Source organism: Cupriavidus sp. F041 (assembly GCF_057814235.1).
The window spans coordinates 615,580-632,315 of the sequence record NZ_JBVASY010000002.1 but is presented as its reverse complement, the minus strand read 5'-3'; the positions used below and the strand labels follow the sequence as shown (position 1 = coordinate 632,315).

General features: G+C 66.8%; 16 protein-coding genes. 7 read left to right on the top strand and 9 right to left on the bottom strand.

Going from position 1 to position 16,736, the window contains the following annotated elements:
* Nucleotides 1-26: 26 nt before the first annotated feature.
* From ACZY0R_RS20000 to ACZY0R_RS19980, 5 genes are all read right to left on the bottom strand, one after another.
* Nucleotides 27-2,195, bottom strand: coding sequence for a methyl-accepting chemotaxis protein (locus ACZY0R_RS20000; RefSeq protein WP_488860640.1), 2,169 nt, complete (start codon nt 2,193-2,195; stop codon nt 27-29).
* 62 nt (nt 2,196-2,257) lie between these two features.
* Entirely contained in the window at nt 2,258-2,827 is a 570-nt protein-coding gene (locus ACZY0R_RS19995; protein WP_488860638.1) for a chemotaxis protein CheW, read from the bottom strand.
* A 61-nt stretch (nt 2,828-2,888) separates the two neighbouring features.
* On the bottom strand, nt 2,889-3,257 hold the full coding sequence (locus tag ACZY0R_RS19990; protein WP_045239173.1) for a response regulator: 369 nt from the start codon (nt 3,255-3,257) through the stop codon (nt 2,889-2,891).
* A gap of 32 nt (nt 3,258-3,289) precedes the next feature.
* Nucleotides 3,290-3,784 (bottom strand): response regulator, encoded by a 495-nt coding sequence (locus tag ACZY0R_RS19985; protein ID WP_488860636.1) that lies wholly within the window; start codon nt 3,782-3,784, stop codon nt 3,290-3,292.
* Between the two features lie 420 nt (nt 3,785-4,204).
* Nucleotides 4,205-4,375 carry a rubredoxin gene (locus ACZY0R_RS19980; protein ID WP_006159034.1) on the bottom strand — a complete coding sequence of 57 codons (171 nt, stop codon included), beginning with the start codon at nt 4,373-4,375 and terminating at the stop codon, nt 4,205-4,207.
* A 215-nt stretch (nt 4,376-4,590) separates the two neighbouring features.
* On the opposite strand from ACZY0R_RS19980, the gene hemL reads away from it, so the two are divergent.
* The gene (gene hemL / locus ACZY0R_RS19975) at nt 4,591-5,880 is read left to right on the top strand and encodes a glutamate-1-semialdehyde 2,1-aminomutase (RefSeq protein WP_488860634.1); all 1,290 of its coding nucleotides are present in this window, start codon (nt 4,591-4,593) and stop codon (nt 5,878-5,880) included.
* A 44-nt stretch (nt 5,881-5,924) separates the two neighbouring features.
* Here hemL and dapA read toward each other — a convergent pair whose 3' ends face one another.
* Nucleotides 5,925-6,845 (bottom strand): 4-hydroxy-tetrahydrodipicolinate synthase, encoded by a 921-nt coding sequence (dapA, locus tag ACZY0R_RS19970; protein WP_488860632.1) that lies wholly within the window; start codon nt 6,843-6,845, stop codon nt 5,925-5,927.
* A gap of 436 nt (nt 6,846-7,281) precedes the next feature.
* Between dapA and ACZY0R_RS19965 the strand changes: the two genes are divergently transcribed.
* Genes ACZY0R_RS19965 through ACZY0R_RS19955 form a run of 3 tightly spaced genes read left to right on the top strand, consistent with a single transcriptional unit; the run spans nt 7,282 to nt 9,294 of the window.
* Nucleotides 7,282-7,902, top strand: coding sequence for a LemA family protein (locus ACZY0R_RS19965; RefSeq protein WP_488860631.1), 621 nt, complete (start codon nt 7,282-7,284; stop codon nt 7,900-7,902).
* Nucleotides 7,903-7,917: 15 nt separating this feature from the next.
* Nucleotides 7,918-8,784: a TPM domain-containing protein gene (locus ACZY0R_RS19960; RefSeq protein ID WP_488860629.1), complete on the top strand. Its 867-nt coding sequence runs from the start codon at nt 7,918-7,920 to the stop codon at nt 8,782-8,784.
* A 6-nt stretch (nt 8,785-8,790) separates the two neighbouring features.
* Nucleotides 8,791-9,294, top strand: a complete 504-nt coding sequence (locus ACZY0R_RS19955) for a TPM domain-containing protein (protein ID WP_488860627.1) — start codon at nt 8,791-8,793, stop codon at nt 9,292-9,294.
* Nucleotides 9,295-9,356: 62 nt separating this feature from the next.
* On the opposite strand, the gene ACZY0R_RS19950 is transcribed toward ACZY0R_RS19955, so the two are convergent.
* Nucleotides 9,357-10,607: an MFS transporter gene (locus tag ACZY0R_RS19950; RefSeq protein ID WP_488860625.1), complete on the bottom strand. Its 1,251-nt coding sequence runs from the start codon at nt 10,605-10,607 to the stop codon at nt 9,357-9,359.
* Here ACZY0R_RS19950 and ACZY0R_RS19945 point away from each other — a divergent pair.
* Both ACZY0R_RS19945 and ACZY0R_RS19940 read left to right on the top strand, forming a co-directional pair.
* The gene (locus ACZY0R_RS19945) at nt 10,606-10,731 is read left to right on the top strand and encodes a hypothetical protein (protein WP_488860623.1); all 126 of its coding nucleotides are present in this window, start codon (nt 10,606-10,608) and stop codon (nt 10,729-10,731) included. The two genes, ACZY0R_RS19950 and ACZY0R_RS19945, sit on opposite strands and share 2 nt — an antisense overlap.
* A 16-nt stretch (nt 10,732-10,747) precedes the next feature.
* Entirely contained in the window at nt 10,748-11,752 is a 1,005-nt protein-coding gene (locus ACZY0R_RS19940; RefSeq protein ID WP_488860621.1) for a LysR substrate-binding domain-containing protein, read from the top strand.
* Here the strand turns inward: ACZY0R_RS19940 and ACZY0R_RS19935 are convergent.
* Together ACZY0R_RS19935 and ACZY0R_RS19930 are read right to left on the bottom strand one after the other, a co-directional pair.
* Entirely contained in the window at nt 11,749-12,909 is a 1,161-nt protein-coding gene (locus tag ACZY0R_RS19935) for a M48 family metallopeptidase (protein WP_488860619.1), read from the bottom strand. The two genes, ACZY0R_RS19940 and ACZY0R_RS19935, sit on opposite strands and share 4 nt — an antisense overlap.
* A gap of 77 nt (nt 12,910-12,986) precedes the next feature.
* The gene (locus ACZY0R_RS19930; protein WP_488860617.1) at nt 12,987-14,066 is read right to left on the bottom strand and encodes a YjgN family protein; all 1,080 of its coding nucleotides are present in this window, start codon (nt 14,064-14,066) and stop codon (nt 12,987-12,989) included.
* A 1,228-nt stretch (nt 14,067-15,294) separates the two neighbouring features.
* On the opposite strand from ACZY0R_RS19930, the gene ACZY0R_RS19925 reads away from it, so the two are divergent.
* Complete coding sequence (locus ACZY0R_RS19925) at nt 15,295-16,674, top strand: sigma-54 dependent transcriptional regulator (protein ID WP_488860615.1); 1,380 nt, start codon at nt 15,295-15,297, stop codon at nt 16,672-16,674.
* Nucleotides 16,675-16,736 lie beyond the last annotated feature (62 nt).

The window sequence follows — 16,736 nt, the reverse complement described above, 5'->3', positions numbered from 1 at the left end:
CGCTCGCGCGGCCCTTGCGTAATCCGTCAGGCGATCTTGAATCGCAGCACGGAGTTGCGCAGCTCTTCGGTCAGCAGAGTCAGCTGGCGCACCGACAGTGCGGTCTGCCGCGTGCCCGAGGAAGTCTGCTCGGTCACCTGCAGGATGCCTTCGATATTGCGTGCCACCGCGGTGGCGAGTCCCGCCTCGTGCGAGGTGGTCTGCGAGATCTGTTCGATCAGCTCGGCGAGCTGGCGCGACACGCGGCCGATCTCCATCAGCGCGGCGCCGGCATTGTCGGACAGCTTGGCCCCTTCCACCACGCCTTGCGTGCTGCGCTCCATGGCGTGCACGGCATCCTGCGTATCGGTCTGGATGGTGCGGATCAGCGCGCCGATCTGCTTGGTTGCCTCGCCCGAGCGTTCGGCCAGGCGCTGCACTTCCTCGGCCACCACCGAGAAGCCGCGCCCGGCTTCGCCGGCCGATGCGGCCTGAATGGCGGCGTTCAGCGCCAGCACGTTGGTCTGCTCGGTAATGTCGGAAATCAGCTCGACGATTTCGCCGATCTCCTGCGACGATTCGCCCAGGCGCTTGATACGTTTGGAGGTGTCCTGGATCTGCTCGCGGATGTCGTTCATGCCGACGATAGCGTTCTGCACCGCGTGCTGGCCCTGCTCGGCCGCGGCCAGCGAGGCGCGCGCCACGTTGGCGGATTCCGCCGCGCCGCGCGACACCTGCGTGATGCGGTCCGCCATCTCCACCACCGATTCGCCGGTCTGGCGGATCTGGCGCGATTGTTCTTCCGACGCCGCGACCAGCTCGGTCGAGGTGTCCTGCACCTGGCTCGAAGCCTGCGTCACCTCGCCGGCGGTCTGCTGCACGCGGCCCACCAGTTCGCGCAGTTCCTCCACCGTGTAGTTCACCGAGTCGGCGATGGCGCCGGTGATGTCCTCGGTCACGGTGGCTTGCTTGGTCAGGTCGCCGTCGGCGATGTCCTGCAGTTCATTCATCAGCTGCAGAATGGCCTTTTGGGTAGCGTCGTTGTTGCGCTTTTCGTCCAGGCGGCGGGCTTCGGCCTCGCGTTCGCGGGCCTCCGCTTCGAGGGTACGGGCACGGGAGTCGCGCAGGTACAGCGCGGCGAGGCCAGCCAGGAACAGCAGCGTGAGCAAGGCCGAGACGATGGTGGCGCCCAGCGTCAGCGGGCGCACGCGCGCGCCTTCGGCATAGGCGGCCTGCAGCGCGGACAGCTCGCCGCGCAGTGCCTCGTTGTCATTGAATATCTGCTGCTGGGCGCGCTTGGCGGCGATCAGGCCGGGCAGGTTCTGCAGGATGGTCTGGGTGGTCTTCTGCACCGCGTCGAACCGCTGCGACAGCTGCTGCAGGTAGCCGCGGGTCTCGGCATCGCCGGCGGCGGACAAGCGAAGCGCTTCGCTGCCGTTCAGCAGCCCGTCCAGGGTTTCACGGAAGGTATTGGTGTCCTTGCCCAGCAGGAACGCGGTTTCCGGATTGACGCCTTCGCCGGCCAGGAACTCGTTGAGGTTCTTGCCCAGGCGCTGCGTCAGCATCACCATCTGCGCGGAGGCAGCCACCTCGCGGGCGTTGGCGCCGCTCTGCAGCTTGATCGCCGCCACCTGCTCGGCGCTTTCCAGCAGTTCCGGGTTGGAGGCGTTGAAGATCTGCAGGGTCTGGCCGATGGTGGTCAGGGTGGGCTGCTGGGCCAGTACGTCGCCAGCGCTCTTCTCGGTGCGCCGCCAGGACTCCATGGCCTTTTCCAGCAACGGCGCGGCCGCCTCGCCAGTGGCGCGCACGTGCTTGGCGTCGCTGCCGCTCTGCAACGCCTGCAAGTCGCCGGCGAGTTCGCTCTTGGACTGGCGCAGCTGCGTGAAGGCCTGCGCATTGCCCAGCAGGGCCACCGGCACTGCCTTGGCCAGGCGCTGGGAGTGCATCAGCATGTCGCCCGCGATCTCGATCTGCGCGGCGCCGTTATTGGCTACGCGGTTATCGAAATACACCGAGGCCAGCAGGGCGGTCAGCGACAGCACCACACCTGCGGTCAGCGCGCGTTGCTGGCTGGAAAACGGGAGGCGCGAAAGCCTGTCTGAGAAGCGCCGGGCCGGGGTGCTACGCGTGCCAGGCGCTGCGGCGGCATTCACCGCCGGTTCGGCGGCACTGGCCACCTGTGCCTGGCGACCCAGGTTGAACATCTTGAAACCCATAGCACCCTCTGTCCGTTATTTTTCGATTTTGATTTGTTGCAGCGGGCATGCCCGCGCGACGCTCAGGCAGCCTGCCGGCCCACCTGCAGGAAGGCCGGAGACGCCAGCAACCTGCGCACGTCGAGCACCTGCCAGTCACGCCCGTCGCGGTCGGCAAAACGGGCGCCCTCCCATTCCGGCGCTGCCTCCTGCCGTGCCGGCGCCCCGGCCGCGGACTCAGCCGGCAAGGACAGGTCGCCCGCATGGCGCAGTCCTATCACGCGCGTGGCAAGAATGCCGCAAGCGCGCTCCACCTGGCGCGACAGCACCACGATCTTGCTGCCCGGCTGCAGCGAGGTGGCTCCCTCGCCGCAGAACTGGCCGAAATCGATCACGCCCAGCAGGCTGCCGCGTGCATTCACCAGCCCCGTGTACCAGGACTGCGTCAGCGGCACGCGGCTGGGCTGGCGCATCTCCAGCACCTCGCCCGTCTGCGGCAACGGCAGCAGCCAGTGCCGCTGGCCCACCTGCAAACCCAGGTAGCTGTCCACCGCCGGCAGGTTGCGCGCCTCGCGCAGGCGGCGGGCCAGCATGGCCTGGTAGTCCTGCAGCCGGGTCTGGCGGGCACGGAGGTCCTGGCGCGGCGCGTTCATGGTCGAGGTCCGGGTGATAGGCGTGGCAGGGAGGGAAGCGGGTGCAGGACCGGCGCCTGGCTCAGTGGGTCAGCGCGGCGATCTTGGTGAGCAGTTCTTCGCTGTCGACCGGCTTGACGATGTAGTCGGCCGCGCCCTGGCGCATGCCCCAGATGCGGTCGGTGTCCAGGCCCTTGCTGGTGCACATGATCACGGGAATGTCCTTGAAGCGGTCGTCGCGCTTGATCGCGCGGGTCGCCTGGTAGCCGTTCTGGCCAGGCATCACCACGTCCATCAGGATCAGGTCGAAGGCTTCTTTCTCGAGCCGGGCGAAGGCCTGGTCGCTATTGCCGGCCACCGACACCTTGAAACCCTTCTTGCCGAGCAGGTCGGACATGAACAGGGCTTCGGTCGGGGAGTCGTCAACGATAAGGATTTTGCTGATAGTCATGAGTATTCCTTGATATGCGCCTTGATATGCGCTCAAGCCGGCAAGGGGCTGGCCACGGCAGCGGCGCGCGGCACGCAGGCATCGACCGCCAACAGCAGCGACTCGCGGGTAAATGGTTTGGCGAGATGGTCTTGCGCGCCGACCAGGCGGCCGCGCGAGCGGTCGAACACGCCGTCGCGGGAGGACAGCATGATCACCGGGATGGCATGGAACCGGGGGCTTTTCTTGATCAGGGCGCAGGTCTGGTAGCCGTCCAGGCGCGGCATCAGGATGTCGCAGAAGATCAGGTCCGGATGCATGTCGCCGACCTTGGCGAGTGCCTCGAAGCCGTCTTCGGCCAGCAGCACCTGGCAGCCTGCCTGGGACAGGAAGATCTCCGCGGTGCGGCGGATGGTGCTGGAATCGTCGATGACGAGCACCTTGCGGCGCGCAGGCGCAGCAACGCCGCTGGCGCTGACGCCAGCTCCGACCGCGCCGCTGACCTCGGCGTTGACCCGAATGCTTTCTTGTAGTTGAGCGACCCGCATCTCGTTCCCGCGACCAGCGTGCTTCCCAGGGGGAAAGCGCCGGCATTCACTTGAGAACTTCCGCGCGGGGCAGGCTGCCTGCCCCGACGGACCCCCGAAACAAAAACGATTTGATTCCCGAAAACGCGCCGGCCCGGTGACCCGGTACGCGGCAAACGGCGGCGCGTGGTACCCGCACCTGCCAAGGTCCACCCCCCTAAGGGATGGATTTTCAAATTTGAAACAGAGTGTGACAAGTCGCCGTGGGGCCGTCAATCCGGAAACCGGGGCACCCCCGCTCGATCTGTCGCATTGACGCGACGCGGCACGGCGGGCCGGCGGCGTTCGTCACGGCCGCGTCATGGCCCCGCAATGCCAAATCACGCCGGCCGGCCTGACCTGGCGGGCGACGTACGGCTTGCGCGGTACGATGCGGCAGCTTTACAGGGCCACCATCTCGAAATCTTCCTTGCGCGCGCCACATTCCGGGCAGGTCCAGTTGATGGGCACGTCTTCCCATTTGGTGCCGGGGGCAATGCCGTCTTCGGGCGCGCCGGTGGCCTCGTCGTAAATCCACCCGCAGATCAGGCACATCCAGGTCTTGTATTCCATAACGGTACAGTCACTCTCCATTAAAATTCAGGGCCAGATGGTACCGAATCGGCGCCGCCGGCGCCAGCAGGGCAAGTACGATTCGGGCCAAATACGCCGTGTTCGCGCACGTTACCCGGCAAATGCCTCGCATTTCGGCTCTTTTGCCGGCATTTTCCACGTAACTTGCTGCCTGATAGAACGCGTTTCTCCCGCTTTTGATTTCACGCAAAGCCATGTCTCGTAACCAGCAGCTCTTCGACCGCGCACAGCAAACCATTCCGGGCGGCGTCAATTCGCCCGTGCGCGCCTTTCGCTCGGTGGGCGGCACCCCCCGCTTCATCACGCGCGCTGAAGGCGCTTACATGTGGGACGCCGATGGCCAGCGCTACATTGACTATATCGGCTCCTGGGGTCCGATGATCGTCGGCCACGCCCACCCTGAGGTGGTGCGCGCGGTGCAGGAGACCGCTGGCCTCAGCTTCTCCTTCGGCGCGCCGACCGAAGCCGAAATCGAGATGGCCGAGGAAATCTGCAAGCTGGTGCCGTCGATCGAGCAGGTGCGGCTGGTTTCCTCCGGCACCGAGGCCACCATGAGCGCGCTGCGCCTGGCACGCGGCTTTACCAAGCGCGACCTGATCGTCAAGTTCGAGGGCTGCTACCACGGGCACGCCGACAGCCTGCTGGTCAAGGCGGGGTCCGGCCTGCTGACCTTTGCCGACACCACCAAGAACGCGCCCTCCTCGGCCGGCGTGCCCGCCGACGTGACCAAGCACACCATGGTGCTGGAATACAACAACGTCGAGCAGCTGGAGCAAGCCTTTATCAAGCATGCCGACGAGATCGCCGCGGTGATCGTGGAGCCGGTGGCCGGCAATATGAACCTGGTGCGCGCCAGCGATGCCTTCCTGCAAGCCATGCGCTCGCTGTGCACCAAGTACGGCGCGGTGCTGATCTTCGACGAGGTGATGACCGGCTTCCGCGTGGCGCTGGGCGGCGCGCAGGCGCACTACGGCATCACGCCGGACATGACCTGCCTGGGCAAGGTGATCGGCGGCGGCATGCCGGCGGCGGCCTTTGGCGGCCGGCGCGACATCATGGCCTGCCTGGCGCCGCTGGGCGGCGTGTACCAGGCCGGCACGCTATCGGGCAACCCGCTGGCGGTGGCGGCCGGGCTGACCACGCTCAAGCTGATCCAGGCGCCGGGCTTCCATGACCGGCTCGCCGCGCAAACCCGCAAGCTGGCCGACGGACTGGCCGCGGCTGCCCGCGAAGCCGGCGTGCCGTTCGCCGCGGACGCCATCGGCGGCATGTTCGGCCTGTACTTCCGCGAGGGCGTGCCGGGCAGCTTCGCCGAAGTCACGCAGTGCGATACGGCCCGCTTCAACCGCTTCTTCCACGCCATGCTGGAAGCCGGCGTCTACCTGGCGCCGTCCGCCTACGAGGCGGGCTTCGTCTCGGCGCAGCACGACGACGCCATCCTGGCCGCCACCATCGACGCCGCCCGCAAGGCCTTCGCGGCCTGAGGGTTCGCCGGCCGCGACCGCCCCGCCCTGGGGCGGGGCGCGGCTCAGCCGAGCAGATCGGGCGCAGCCGCCCCGATCTGCTCGCAGGCCCGCGCCAGCGCCGCCTGCAGCCCTGCGCTGGCGGGTGTCATCGGCGCGCGCAACTCATCGCGCAGCCATCCCTCCCGCGTCAGCATGGCCTTGAGCGGGCCCGGATTGGGCTCCGTGAACAGCAGACGGATCATCGGCATCAAGGCATGGAAGATCCGGCGCGCCTGGTCCAGCCGCTGCCCGGCCACTGCCCTGGCCAGCGCCGCGAACAGTTCCGGATATAGGTGGGCCGACGCGAGGATCGCGCCCTTGCCGCCCAGGCACAGCGTACCCAGCAACTGGTGATCCTCGCCCGCCAGCACGGCGAGGCGTCCGTCCGCAATCAAGGCCTGCGTGCCGTGGTAGTCCCCACCGCAGTCCTTGATGGCACGGATATTCGGATGGGCAGCCAACGCCAGGATGGTTTCCGTCTCCAGCTTTACGCCGGTCCGGTAGGGAATGTCGTACAGGACCAGCGGCGCGGCGGCGCTGTCGGCCAGCGCATGGAAGTAGTCCAGCAGGCCCGCCTGCGACGGACGAACGTAGTAAGGCGCGGGCGCGAGCAGCCCGGCCAGCGGTCGCTCGGCAAGGCGGCGCACGCGCGCCTGCACCTGCTTCAACTGGCTGCCGGCCACGCCCATGATCACCGGCAAGGCGCCGGCGCCGGACAGCACGGTGTCGAGCACGGCCAGTTGCTCCGCTTCGTCGAGGGCAGCCGCCTCTCCAGTGCTGCCACACACCACTAAGCCGGCGATGCCGCTGCCGGCATAGCGCGCGACCAGCCGGGCCAGCGCGCCATGATCGACGGCGCCGCCGGCAAACGGCGTCACCAGCGGCAGCCAGACTCCAGAAAATACTTGTTGTGCTTGCTGCTGTGCTTGTTGAACTGCTTGCATCGGATCACTCCTGTACGACCGGTCAATAAAACCGTGCAGAAGTGCGCCGGGTGGCAGATGAGCCCGCGTGGACAGTGGGAAAGCATGAACCTGGCCTCGCCCCCTGTACGCCTGTGCGCAGGTGCCGTTCCGTCGCTCATCTGACGGAACAGCGCCCCGGTCAGACGAGCGGCTGTTTTTTGGCTTTGGCGCGCGCCGGCACCTGCCGCTGCGAGGCAGCGGAAGCAGGAGCGGAAATCATCAAAAAAGCGCGCATTGCGGGTTCGGGCTGGATGGTGATGCGGCACGGCGCCCGGCGGGCACCGCCGTCGCAACCACGGCAGAGACGACAATCTACCGGCCCGGCAATGCCGCCGTCAAGCGACCCCCAAGTCATTTTGATTGCGCAGCCGGCCCCTGCGCTACACTGGTAATTCCACGAATTCCGGAGTCTTCGATGCGCGTATCCCTTCCCCTGTCCCTGTCCTCCGGGCAGTCCGTCGTTCGCTGGCTCATGCTGGCCTTGTGCGCGAGCCTGTTGTCCGCCTGCGGCTACAACGACTTCCAGGCCAAGGACGAGGCCGTCAAGGCGGCCTGGGGCGAGGTGATCAACCAGTACCAGCGCCGCGCCGACCTGATCCCCAACCTGGTCAACACCGTCAAGGGCTACGCCACGCATGAGCGCGAGACGCTCGAGGCCGTCACCAAGGCCCGCGCCGCGGCCACCAGCATCCAGGTCTCGCCCGAGACCCTCAACGATCCTGAAGCGTTCAAGCGCTTCCAGCAGGCCCAGGGCGAGCTGAGCGGTGCCTTGTCGCGCCTGCTCGCGGTGTCGGAAAACTATCCGCAGCTCAAGGCCGATGCCTCCTTCCGCGACCTGCAGTCGCAGCTCGAAGGAACGGAGAACCGCATCACGGTGGCACGCCAGCGCTACATCGCCGCGGTGCGCGACTACAACATCCTGGCGCGCAGCTTCCCCACCAACCTGACCGCGATGGTCTTCAAATACCCGGTCAAGCCGTCGTTCTCGGTGGAAAACGAGAAAGCCATCTCGGCGCCGCCGGCGGTGAAGTTCTGATACGGACCGATGGCTATGCCGCATCTCCCTGAGCGCAGTGGCTGGCCGGCCGCCATGCTGGCGCTGATGCTGTGGCTGTGCGCGCTGCTGGCGCCGCCCGCCATGGCCGCCGGCGACGGCTTCGTGGCGGTGCCGGCGCTCACGCAGCGGGTCACCGACCTCACCGGCACGCTGAGCGCCAGCCAGCGCGGCGCGCTGGAAAACGTGCTGGCCGAGTATGAGCAGCAGCGCGGCAGCCAGATCTTCGTGCTGATGGTGCCGACCACCGAGCCCGAGCCGATCGACGCCTACAGCATCCGCGTGGCCGACGCCTGGCGCGCCGGGCGCAAAGGCATCGACGACGGCGTGATCCTGCTGATCGCCAAGGACAATCCGCCCGGCCTGCGCAAGATGCGCCTGGAGGTGGGACGCGGCGTGCAGGGCTCGCTCACCGACGCGATGTCCAAGCGCATCCTGCAAGACGTGATGGCGCCGCATTTCCGCCAGAACGATTTCTACGGCGGCATCGCGGCCGGCGTATCGGCCATCCAGGCCACCATCGACAAGGAGGCCCTGCCGGGCCCGCAGGCCGCGCGCAAGCCGGCCCAGAGCGGCTCGTGGACCGACTGGCTGCCGGTGCTGTTCCCGCTTGCCATCATCCTGTTCTTCTTTATCTCCGCGGCACGGCGCTCGGGCGGCTCGCGCATCGTGACGCGCGGGCGCGGCTGGGACGCTGCGGCCGGCGGACTGGGCGGCACCCTTGGCGGTCTCGGGGGTGGCGGCTGGGGACGTGGCGGCGGTGGTGGATTCGGAGGCGGAGGCGGCGGTGATGGTGGTGGCGGCGGCTTCGGTGGCGGCGGCGGCGGTGGCTTCGACGGAGGCGGCGCCTCCGGCAACTGGTAACGGCATATGCCCCATTTCAAACGCGCACTGCGCCACCTGGGCACGCGCCCCGGCGCGGCCAGCAAGCACTTCCCCGCCGAAGCCCAGCAACAGTTGCAGCAGGCGGTACGCGCCGGCGAGCGCCAGCATCGTGGCGAAGTGCGGGTGGTAATCGAATCCAGCCTGCCCGTGGGACTGGCCTTCTCGGGCATCAGCCCGCGCGAGCGCGCACGCGCCTTGTTCGGTGCGCTGGAAGTATGGAACACCGAAGGCCATACCGGCGTGCTGCTGTATATCAACCTGGCCGATCACGCGGTCGAACTGCTGGCCGACCGCGGCATCGATGCCCGTGTGGGCCCGGAAACCTGGCGCGCAATCTGCAACGAACTGGCGAGCGGGCTGGCGCGGGAACTGTCGGTCAGGCCCGTGCTGGCGGCGGTGGAGAAGATCCATCAGCTGCTGGCTGCGCATTTTCCCGCGGGCGACCGGCCCAATCCCAACGAACTCGACGACCGGCCGGTGATGCTGTAGCGCGCGGCGCATCCCGCTCAGCGCGCAACGCCGGGGCGCCTGTGCCTGTCTCTATATAGAGGTCATTGCGCCGGCGCCGCGCGGCCGGCGGCTGCGCGCTTGCGGCCCATCGCATACCAGATTGCCGCTGCCACCTGCAGCGCCACCAGGCCGCACCATACCGCGAGATGGGCCTGCCGGGGATATTGGCCGCCCGTTGCCGGCCACAGGTCTAGCACCAGCCCCACCCCGACCTGGCAGGCAAACGTCGCCAGGAACACGGTCAAGGTCAGCGCCGTGGTGGCGCGGCCAATCAGCGCATCGGGAAAGCTGCGCGCCAGCACGGCGTAGGCGAGGATACCGCTCGATCCGAATACGCCGTAGGCCGCCCATGTCAGTGCCGGGGGCAGCGGCACGCCGGCGATGATCAGGCACTGGATCGCGATAAACCCGCTCATGCCGGCGCCGGCGAAGGTGTACAGGCTCACGCCGGCGCGCTCCAGATGCCGTGCGGCCCAACCGGCACACACGCAGCCGCCCATCATGGCAAAGCCGATGACCGACACCAGGCGCGCGCTCTGCTCCGGCGAATAGCCGGCCACGTCACGCAGGAACGCCCCCACCCACAGGGTCTGCACCGCGAGGAAAACGCCCTGGTTCAGCAATGCCAGCGGCACCACGCGCAGGAAGCGCTCATTGCGGAACACCTGCCAGGTGCCGCGCAACTGATCCGCCAGGCGCTGCTTGCCGGCGCGGCTGGTGTCGGGGGCGCCGAACCACAGCAGCGCCGCCATGGCCAGCGTCAGCGCGGCCAGGCCGTAGCTGACCGTGCGCCAGTCGGTCCAGGACAGCAGCCATGCCAGCGGCGCGCCGACCACTACGGCGCCGAGGCCGCCAATCGCCATCACCACGCCATTGAGCAAGGGCATGCGCGACAGCGGGAACCAGATCGACAAGGCCTGGATGGCGGCGCCCAGGCAAACCGAAACGCCCACCCCGATCATCAGGCGCCCTGCCGCCAGCGCCGCCATATTGGGCGCGGAGGCGAATATCAGCGCGCCCGCCACTGCCGCCAGCAGCAGCACGGCCTCGGTACGGCGCGGGCCGAATCGGTCGAGCAGCAGCCCGGCCGGCAACTGGGCACAGGCGAAACCCAGGAAATAGAAGCTGGTCAGCAGGCCCAGATCGGCTGCACCCAGGCCCATCTCGCGGGTCAGGTGCGGCGCAAAGCCCAGGTTGACGCCCCGGAAGATATAGGAAACCAGGAAACCGAGCGAAAAAATGCACAGCACGCGCCAGCGTGCGGCGGCTAACGGGGGATCGCTAGCCCGCATGGAGGCGGAAGAGACGGAAGAGACGGAAGAGGAGGATGAAGAGGATGAGGAAGCAGAAGTCATGTCTGCATTGTCGCCAGTCGCCCGGCGCAACGCCAACGAAAGATACCCGCCGCAATTGTGAGTAGAATTTGACGGCAATGACCCCCAGACACCCAAAAGCCTCCCAGGCCGGCCTGCCGGACCAGCCCGCCGGGCACGCCGAACCCGCCGGACTGGCCCCGCCGCCCGAGCCGCACCGCGCCCAGCGCCTGCCTCACCTGCCCGCGCTGCAGGCCTTGCGCGCGCTCGAGTCAGCGGCCCGTCACCGCAGTTTCTCGCGCGCGGCGGAGGAGCTCGCGCTGACCCACAGCGCCATCAGCCATCATATCCGCGCGCTGGAAGACAACCTGGGTACCAAGCTGTTCCAGCGCACCGGTCACCTGATGATGCCCACCAATGTGGGCGCGCGGCTGGCGCAGCGCGTGCGCGACGGGCTTGGCGAACTGGAAGACGGGCTGCGCGAGGCCAGTAACGGCGGCACCCCGCAGGTAGTGCGGCTGGAGGTCAGCGTCATGGCCGATCTCGCCAACGCCTGGCTGATCCGCCGCTTGCCGAGCCTGCATGCGGCGCAGCCGGGACTCGACCTGCACCTGCGGCTGCACGCCGAGATCACGCCGCCCGATCCGTACTCGGTGGATGTCGGCATCTGGCACCAGCGCGTGGACCTGCCCGGCTTTGCCTGCCACAACCTGATCGAGGACCATGTGATCGCCGTCGCCAGTCCGGCGCTGCTGGCGCGCTATCCCGGCTTCACGCTGGCCGACCTGCCGCGCCTGCCGATGCTGCGCTTCGCCCTGCGGCCCTGGCGCGAATGGCTGGAAAGCGCCGGCCTGCCCGGAACCGAACCCGAGCGCGGGCCGATCTTCCAGGACGCGGGCATGATGCTGCAATCAGCGGTGGCGGGCCTTGGCGCGGCCACCGCCCGCCTGCAACTGGCCCACGATTACCTCGCCAGCGGCGAACTGGTGCAGCTTGGCACCACCCGCATCCCGTCCAGCCTGCACTACTGGGTCACCTGGCGCGAAGGCAATCCGCGCGAGAAGGCGATCCTGCAGTTTCACAGCTGGCTGCAAGGCCAGGTGGCGGCCTCTTCCGGGGACTAGCGCCCCGCAGCGCGCAGCGCTTCGATCCGTTCGCGCGTCAGCGGATGGGTGGAGAAGAAGCTGCCGCCATCGTCGTCGTTGCCGGCATCCTCCGCGGCGCGGCGGCTGCGCCGCTCCCGCTTGGTTTCCCGCTCGGCGGAGGCGGCCGACGCGCCGCCCTGCCCTCCGGACCCGGCCTTGGCGGCCTCGTCTTCCGCCTGCTGCTCATGCGCGGACTCCAGCGCTTGCAGCACGTCGGCGAACGCCGACACGGGCAGCCGGTTCTCCTGCATGACCTCCACCGCGTACGCGTCCGCGGCGCGCTCGTGCTCGCGCGAATAGCGCAGGGTCAGGATGGCGGCGGGCACCCCCGCCAGCACGCTGGAATAGTCGCCGAAGAAATACGCCGCCAGTGCACCCACCGCCGAGGCCTGGAGCACCTGCTGCAGGCCATGGCGCTGGGCCACGTGGCCCGCCTCGTGAGCCAGCACGCCCATCAGGCCGGCGCCCGGGCCGGCCAGCTTCACGAGTTCGTCGGTCACCACGATGGTGCCGCCCGGCAAGGCCAGCGCATTGGCCCCGAGCCGGCCGCCCCGGCGAAAGAGGATGCGGTACTGGTGGTCCGGATCGGGCGGGCGCCTGAGCGCGGCGAAGCCGGCGCGAATGCGCTCCTGCTCCGCCACCGGCAGGGCCGAGGGCTTGAGCAGGCCGCCGTCGATGCTGCCCAGCGTGGCCTCGCCGATCCGCGCCTCCAGCGCAGCCGGCACGCTGCGCGCCACCACGCCGGCGACCCACGGCAACACCACGAAATACCCCGCCACCAGCACCGCGGCCAGACCCAGCACGGACAGCGCCGCCACCCGCCAGCTGTTCTGCGCCCTCACCACCCAGCCCTCCCGGTGGCCGCTGGCCGCCAGCAGCGCGGCGAAGCCGGCGTGGTCCGTGACCTCGCAGAAGGCGCCGTCGGCAAACGTCACCAGGCGCGGCGCGCGCCTGACCCGTTCGGAAACGCGCAACGCCGCCAGCGGCGCGCGGCGCAGCACCGTGCCATCCGCTTCGCGCAACACCGCGTCGCGCCCTTCGATCGACAGCATGCCCGCATGGGCGCGCGACGAGCGGCCGTCGAAGTAAGTAGCCGCAACCGCAGCGGCGGCCGGTGCTTGGGCAGAATCCTGCATCAGGGTCCTGGGATCGGAGTGAACCGGGTGGTAGGAATGAACATGGCGGCCGGGGGGTATCAAGGTGTCCGGCGCGCTCAGAGTGCGATGTCGATGTCGTACCAGTCCACCGCGGCGTCGCCCAGCGCCCCGACCTGCTGGGTTTCGCCGGCCACGAAGGCGTCCAGCGGCGCGGCTGCGAGCATGGTCATGCACTCGATACGGTAGCGCATCGAACGCACCCGCGCGAACGGCATGAACAGTCCCAGCGTCAGCACATTGGCGATCATGTTGGTTGCGAAGATAAAGAACAGCCGGCTCGCCTTGACCTCGCTACGAAACGCGTGCGGCGCCAGCGTGGTGCGGTTCCACACCAGGTTCTGCAGGCGGGCCATGAAGAACGGGCCGACCGCCGTCAGCGCCACGTAGAAGCCGATCACGGCCATGCCGATGGCCAGGAACGGCGCGCCATGTGCCACGCCTATCGCGTTGCCAAGCAAAGCGCCGGCGATCGACGTCACCGCCACCACGGCCAGCATCATGCCAAACGTGCGCAGATAGACGCCATAGAATTCGCCCGCGGTGGCGTCAATAGCAAAGGGCGCCGTGCCGAAGCGGGTGTTGTCATGCTGGTACTGCTTGAAGCGCTGATGCGCCAGCGGCGCCAGCGCATACAGCGTGAACACGCTGAGCACGGGCCAGAGCAGGAACACCTTGTAAGCCTGGGCGTCGCCGCCGGTGAAGGCAAAGCGCAGGCCACGGTAGCTGGAATTGGCCATGCGAAAGCGCAGCGAGCGCACCAGCAGCAGCGGGAACACCGCTGCCAGCGCCAGGCCCAGCGCCACGGCCAGGAAAGGGGAAACATGACTGCTGAGCTGGAAGACCACGGCAAGGCCAAACACGATGGCGCGGCCTTTGAGGATGGCAGAGGCACGGCCGTGGTAGTCGAAGCTGGCGCCGTCCAGCCGCGTGTTGCGGTAGAAGTATTGCATCGTCCGTACCTTGGCCCAGGCCGAATAGATGCCCAGCGTGACGATGGTCAGCAAGGCATTGACGATCCAGATACGGAAATATTCGGAGCCCGAGCCGATGAACTCGAACTGCAGGGGGCGGGGCCTGGCATCGGGTGCGGGCGATTCGCGAAATAAGGATGGATGAAATCCGTCGTCTTGTTGCATCTTCTTTTCCCATGAAAATCGTAAAGGGGCGATGTTTCTCACAGAGCCTCTGTCCAGGAATGCTGCCAGGCAGAGATGACCACTAGCGACCTGCCGCAGCCGCCAGCAATGATTCAATATTGCAACCCTTTGACCTCCAGGGCGTCGGCACTGTAGAAAATGCCTCCCTCATCCAACTGGGCGAGATGCACGGGCCATGAAAGTGGATCATTAGTAATCCATCACCCGCCTGGGCTACGCCTTTGGTCTGGCAAGCGCAGGCAATGCACGCTTGCCCCGGCGAATATGCCACTGCCCCCGTCTGAAGGTGCTTATTAATGCACACACCATTAAAGTGAGGTTGTATCATGCATGCAACCATTCTGGCGAGTGTGGGACGCCGACTCCACCAGCGGTGTCCTTATTCGTACTAACCCGCATCGTGCCAGGTGCGCGCCGGAGCGCAATGGAAGACACGCCGCCTACAGATCACATTTCCCGTTTTCAGATACTTTTCCCATCACTTTTATTCTTCGCTCAATGCTGCATCGCAACGAACGGAAGACCGAAAGAGTTACAACGAAGAAACATTCTGTTACAGAATCCCGGGTATGTAACAAGTGCCAATAAAGCATCTCCATATAAATCATGGACTTATACGCCTTGGCACGGTCGTCGCTCTTATGCCTGTTACAACATAAACCGAGTGGCCTCAGGCAGGCCAGGGTGCATCGGGCAAAGGGTCAGAACCCACTATGCGCCACGACCGGAAAATAATGCGCTTCAGGCGCTTTGCGAGGTGAATCACGCGTTACGGGGGGGAAGCGGTGTTGGGCCAGCCGGGTTGTCTTACATGGCTCACCGCTGGTTCGGCATGCCAAGGCACGCCGGCCCGGCGAGAAAAGGATGTTGCAGTACTTTACTGCGCGGATCGGTCCTCGGGGAGGAGGAAAACCGATCCGCCGCACCTTACAAAAGTGCGCAAGCCGCGACAAGCGGCAACGCGCCGGATGGGAGCGCGCCACCATGGAGATTGCGCGTTCCTGGAAAACAGACGGGACTGGGAGGTTCGTCTTTGCAGTGGCGTCCGGGGGGGCGTCGGTTCTGAGCCGACAGCATCTATCTTCCGGCCCCGCTCGGGGCATGTCGGATTTCCCACATTGGTCGTGCTGATTACAACTTGGGGAAGCGTGTGTGCGATCAGGCAGCACTCGCGCATTTGCATCATAAGAAAAAAAACGGGGAAATCATGAATGCATACGAGAGCCGTCCGCTACTCTACCTTTCGCGGCAGCATGATGCCGCACTATGCCGGTTCCTGACGCAACAGGGCTGGAAGCTCCTGTTTGCCCGCAGCCGAGAGGAACTCGACAGGCTGCCACTCAGCCACCAGCCGATGGCCGGCCTGTGGGACCTGCACAACGGCTTTGACGAGGACGACCTGGATGCTTTTGAGCCCTGGTTCGGCCTCGGCCATATCGGCTGGGTCGGCCTTGTATCGAGTCTGGACTCTGTGCCGGCCGGCCCCCGCAGACTCCTCGGGATGCACTTCGCCGACTACCACACACAGCCTTGCGATATGGAGGCGGTAGCCCGTTCGCTAGGTCACGCCTTTGGCATGGCGCACCTGCGCCACAGCAACGCCAGCACCGCCGGGCTCCGTTCTTCCGCACCGCACGGCATGATCGGACGCTGCGACGCGATGCAAGACCTGTTTCGCGCAATCGGTAAAGTCGCGAAATGGGATGCGCCGGTGTTGATCGCAGGCGAGTCGGGCTCCGGCAAGGAGTTAGCTGCACAAGCGATTCACAGCGCGTCGCGACGCGGCAGTGGCCCGTTCGTCGCTGTCAACTGCGCGGCCATACCACCGACCCTCCTGCTATCCGAATTGTTCGGCTATGAGCGAGGCGCCTTTACCGGGGCCCTCAAGCGCAAGCCCGGGCGCATCGAAATGGCGCACGGTGGCACCTTGTTCCTCGACGAAATCGGCGATATGCCGCTGGAAAGCCAGACCAGCCTGCTGCGATTCCTGGAAACCGGTCGCATCGAACGCCTGGGCGGCACGGAGTCCATCAGCATCGACGCCCGCATTGTCTCCGCCACGCATGTCGACCTGGAAGCCGCGGTGGCGGCGGAGCGCTTCCGCAGTGACCTATACCATCGCCTGTGCGTGCTGCGCGTCAAGCAGCCGCCGCTGCGCGAGCGCGACGGAGACATCATCCTGCTTGCGGAACACATCCTGAACGACATCCGGAAGCAGTCGCCCGACCGGATCAAGGGCTTCTCCCCGGCGGCCATCCGCGCGATCAATGTGCATAGTTGGCCCGGCAATGTCCGCGAGTTGCTCAATCGCATCCGGCACGCCGCCGCGATGTGCGAGAACGGCGTCGTCAACCCGGCCGACCTGGACCTGGAGCCGCCCGCCGAGACCCGCCCGCTCACGCTGGCGGAGATCAGGGAAGCTGCCGAACTGCATGCCATCAAGGCGGCATTGCAACGGCATCACGAACGGCTGATCGACGTCGCCGAAGAACTCGGCATATCGCGCGTCACGCTGTTTCGCATGATGCGCGAGCATCGGCTGCAGGTCAGGAAAGGCGAACTGGGCATGGTTTGCCTGCAGGGGTGACGGCGCGCAGCGATGCAATCGCACCTCGCCGGGAAGCGGCCGGGAGAAGGGCAATCCAGATG

What these genes read in the sequence shown, in the direction of transcription:
- ACZY0R_RS20000 (WP_488860640.1), bottom strand. Translation starts at nt 2,195, where the DNA reads ATGGGTTTCAAGATGTTCAACCTGGGTCGCCAGGCACAGGTGGCCAGT.
- ACZY0R_RS19995 (WP_488860638.1), bottom strand. Translation starts at nt 2,827, where the DNA reads ATGAACGCGCCGCGCCAGGACCTCCGTGCCCGCCAGACCCGGCTGCAG.
- ACZY0R_RS19990 (WP_045239173.1), bottom strand. Translation starts at nt 3,257, where the DNA reads ATGACTATCAGCAAAATCCTTATCGTTGACGACTCCCCGACCGAAGCC.
- ACZY0R_RS19985 (WP_488860636.1), bottom strand. Translation starts at nt 3,784, where the DNA reads ATGCGGGTCGCTCAACTACAAGAAAGCATTCGGGTCAACGCCGAGGTC.
- ACZY0R_RS19980 (WP_006159034.1), bottom strand. Translation starts at nt 4,375, where the DNA reads ATGGAATACAAGACCTGGATGTGCCTGATCTGCGGGTGGATTTACGAC.
- hemL (WP_488860634.1), top strand. Translation starts at nt 4,591, where the DNA reads ATGTCTCGTAACCAGCAGCTCTTCGACCGCGCACAGCAAACCATTCCG.
- dapA (WP_488860632.1), bottom strand. Translation starts at nt 6,845, where the DNA reads ATGCAAGCAGTTCAACAAGCACAGCAGCAAGCACAACAAGTATTTTCT.
- ACZY0R_RS19965 (WP_488860631.1), top strand. Translation starts at nt 7,282, where the DNA reads ATGCGCGTATCCCTTCCCCTGTCCCTGTCCTCCGGGCAGTCCGTCGTT.
- ACZY0R_RS19960 (WP_488860629.1), top strand. Translation starts at nt 7,918, where the DNA reads ATGCCGCATCTCCCTGAGCGCAGTGGCTGGCCGGCCGCCATGCTGGCG.
- ACZY0R_RS19955 (WP_488860627.1), top strand. Translation starts at nt 8,791, where the DNA reads ATGCCCCATTTCAAACGCGCACTGCGCCACCTGGGCACGCGCCCCGGC.
- ACZY0R_RS19945 (WP_488860623.1), top strand. Translation starts at nt 10,606, where the DNA reads ATGGAGGCGGAAGAGACGGAAGAGACGGAAGAGGAGGATGAAGAGGAT.
- ACZY0R_RS19950 (WP_488860625.1), bottom strand. Translation starts at nt 10,607, where the DNA reads ATGCGGGCTAGCGATCCCCCGTTAGCCGCCGCACGCTGGCGCGTGCTG.
- ACZY0R_RS19940 (WP_488860621.1), top strand. Translation starts at nt 10,748, where the DNA reads ATGACCCCCAGACACCCAAAAGCCTCCCAGGCCGGCCTGCCGGACCAG.
- ACZY0R_RS19935 (WP_488860619.1), bottom strand. Translation starts at nt 12,909, where the DNA reads ATGCAGGATTCTGCCCAAGCACCGGCCGCCGCTGCGGTTGCGGCTACT.
- ACZY0R_RS19930 (WP_488860617.1), bottom strand. Translation starts at nt 14,066, where the DNA reads ATGCAACAAGACGACGGATTTCATCCATCCTTATTTCGCGAATCGCCC.
- ACZY0R_RS19925 (WP_488860615.1), top strand. Translation starts at nt 15,295, where the DNA reads ATGAATGCATACGAGAGCCGTCCGCTACTCTACCTTTCGCGGCAGCAT.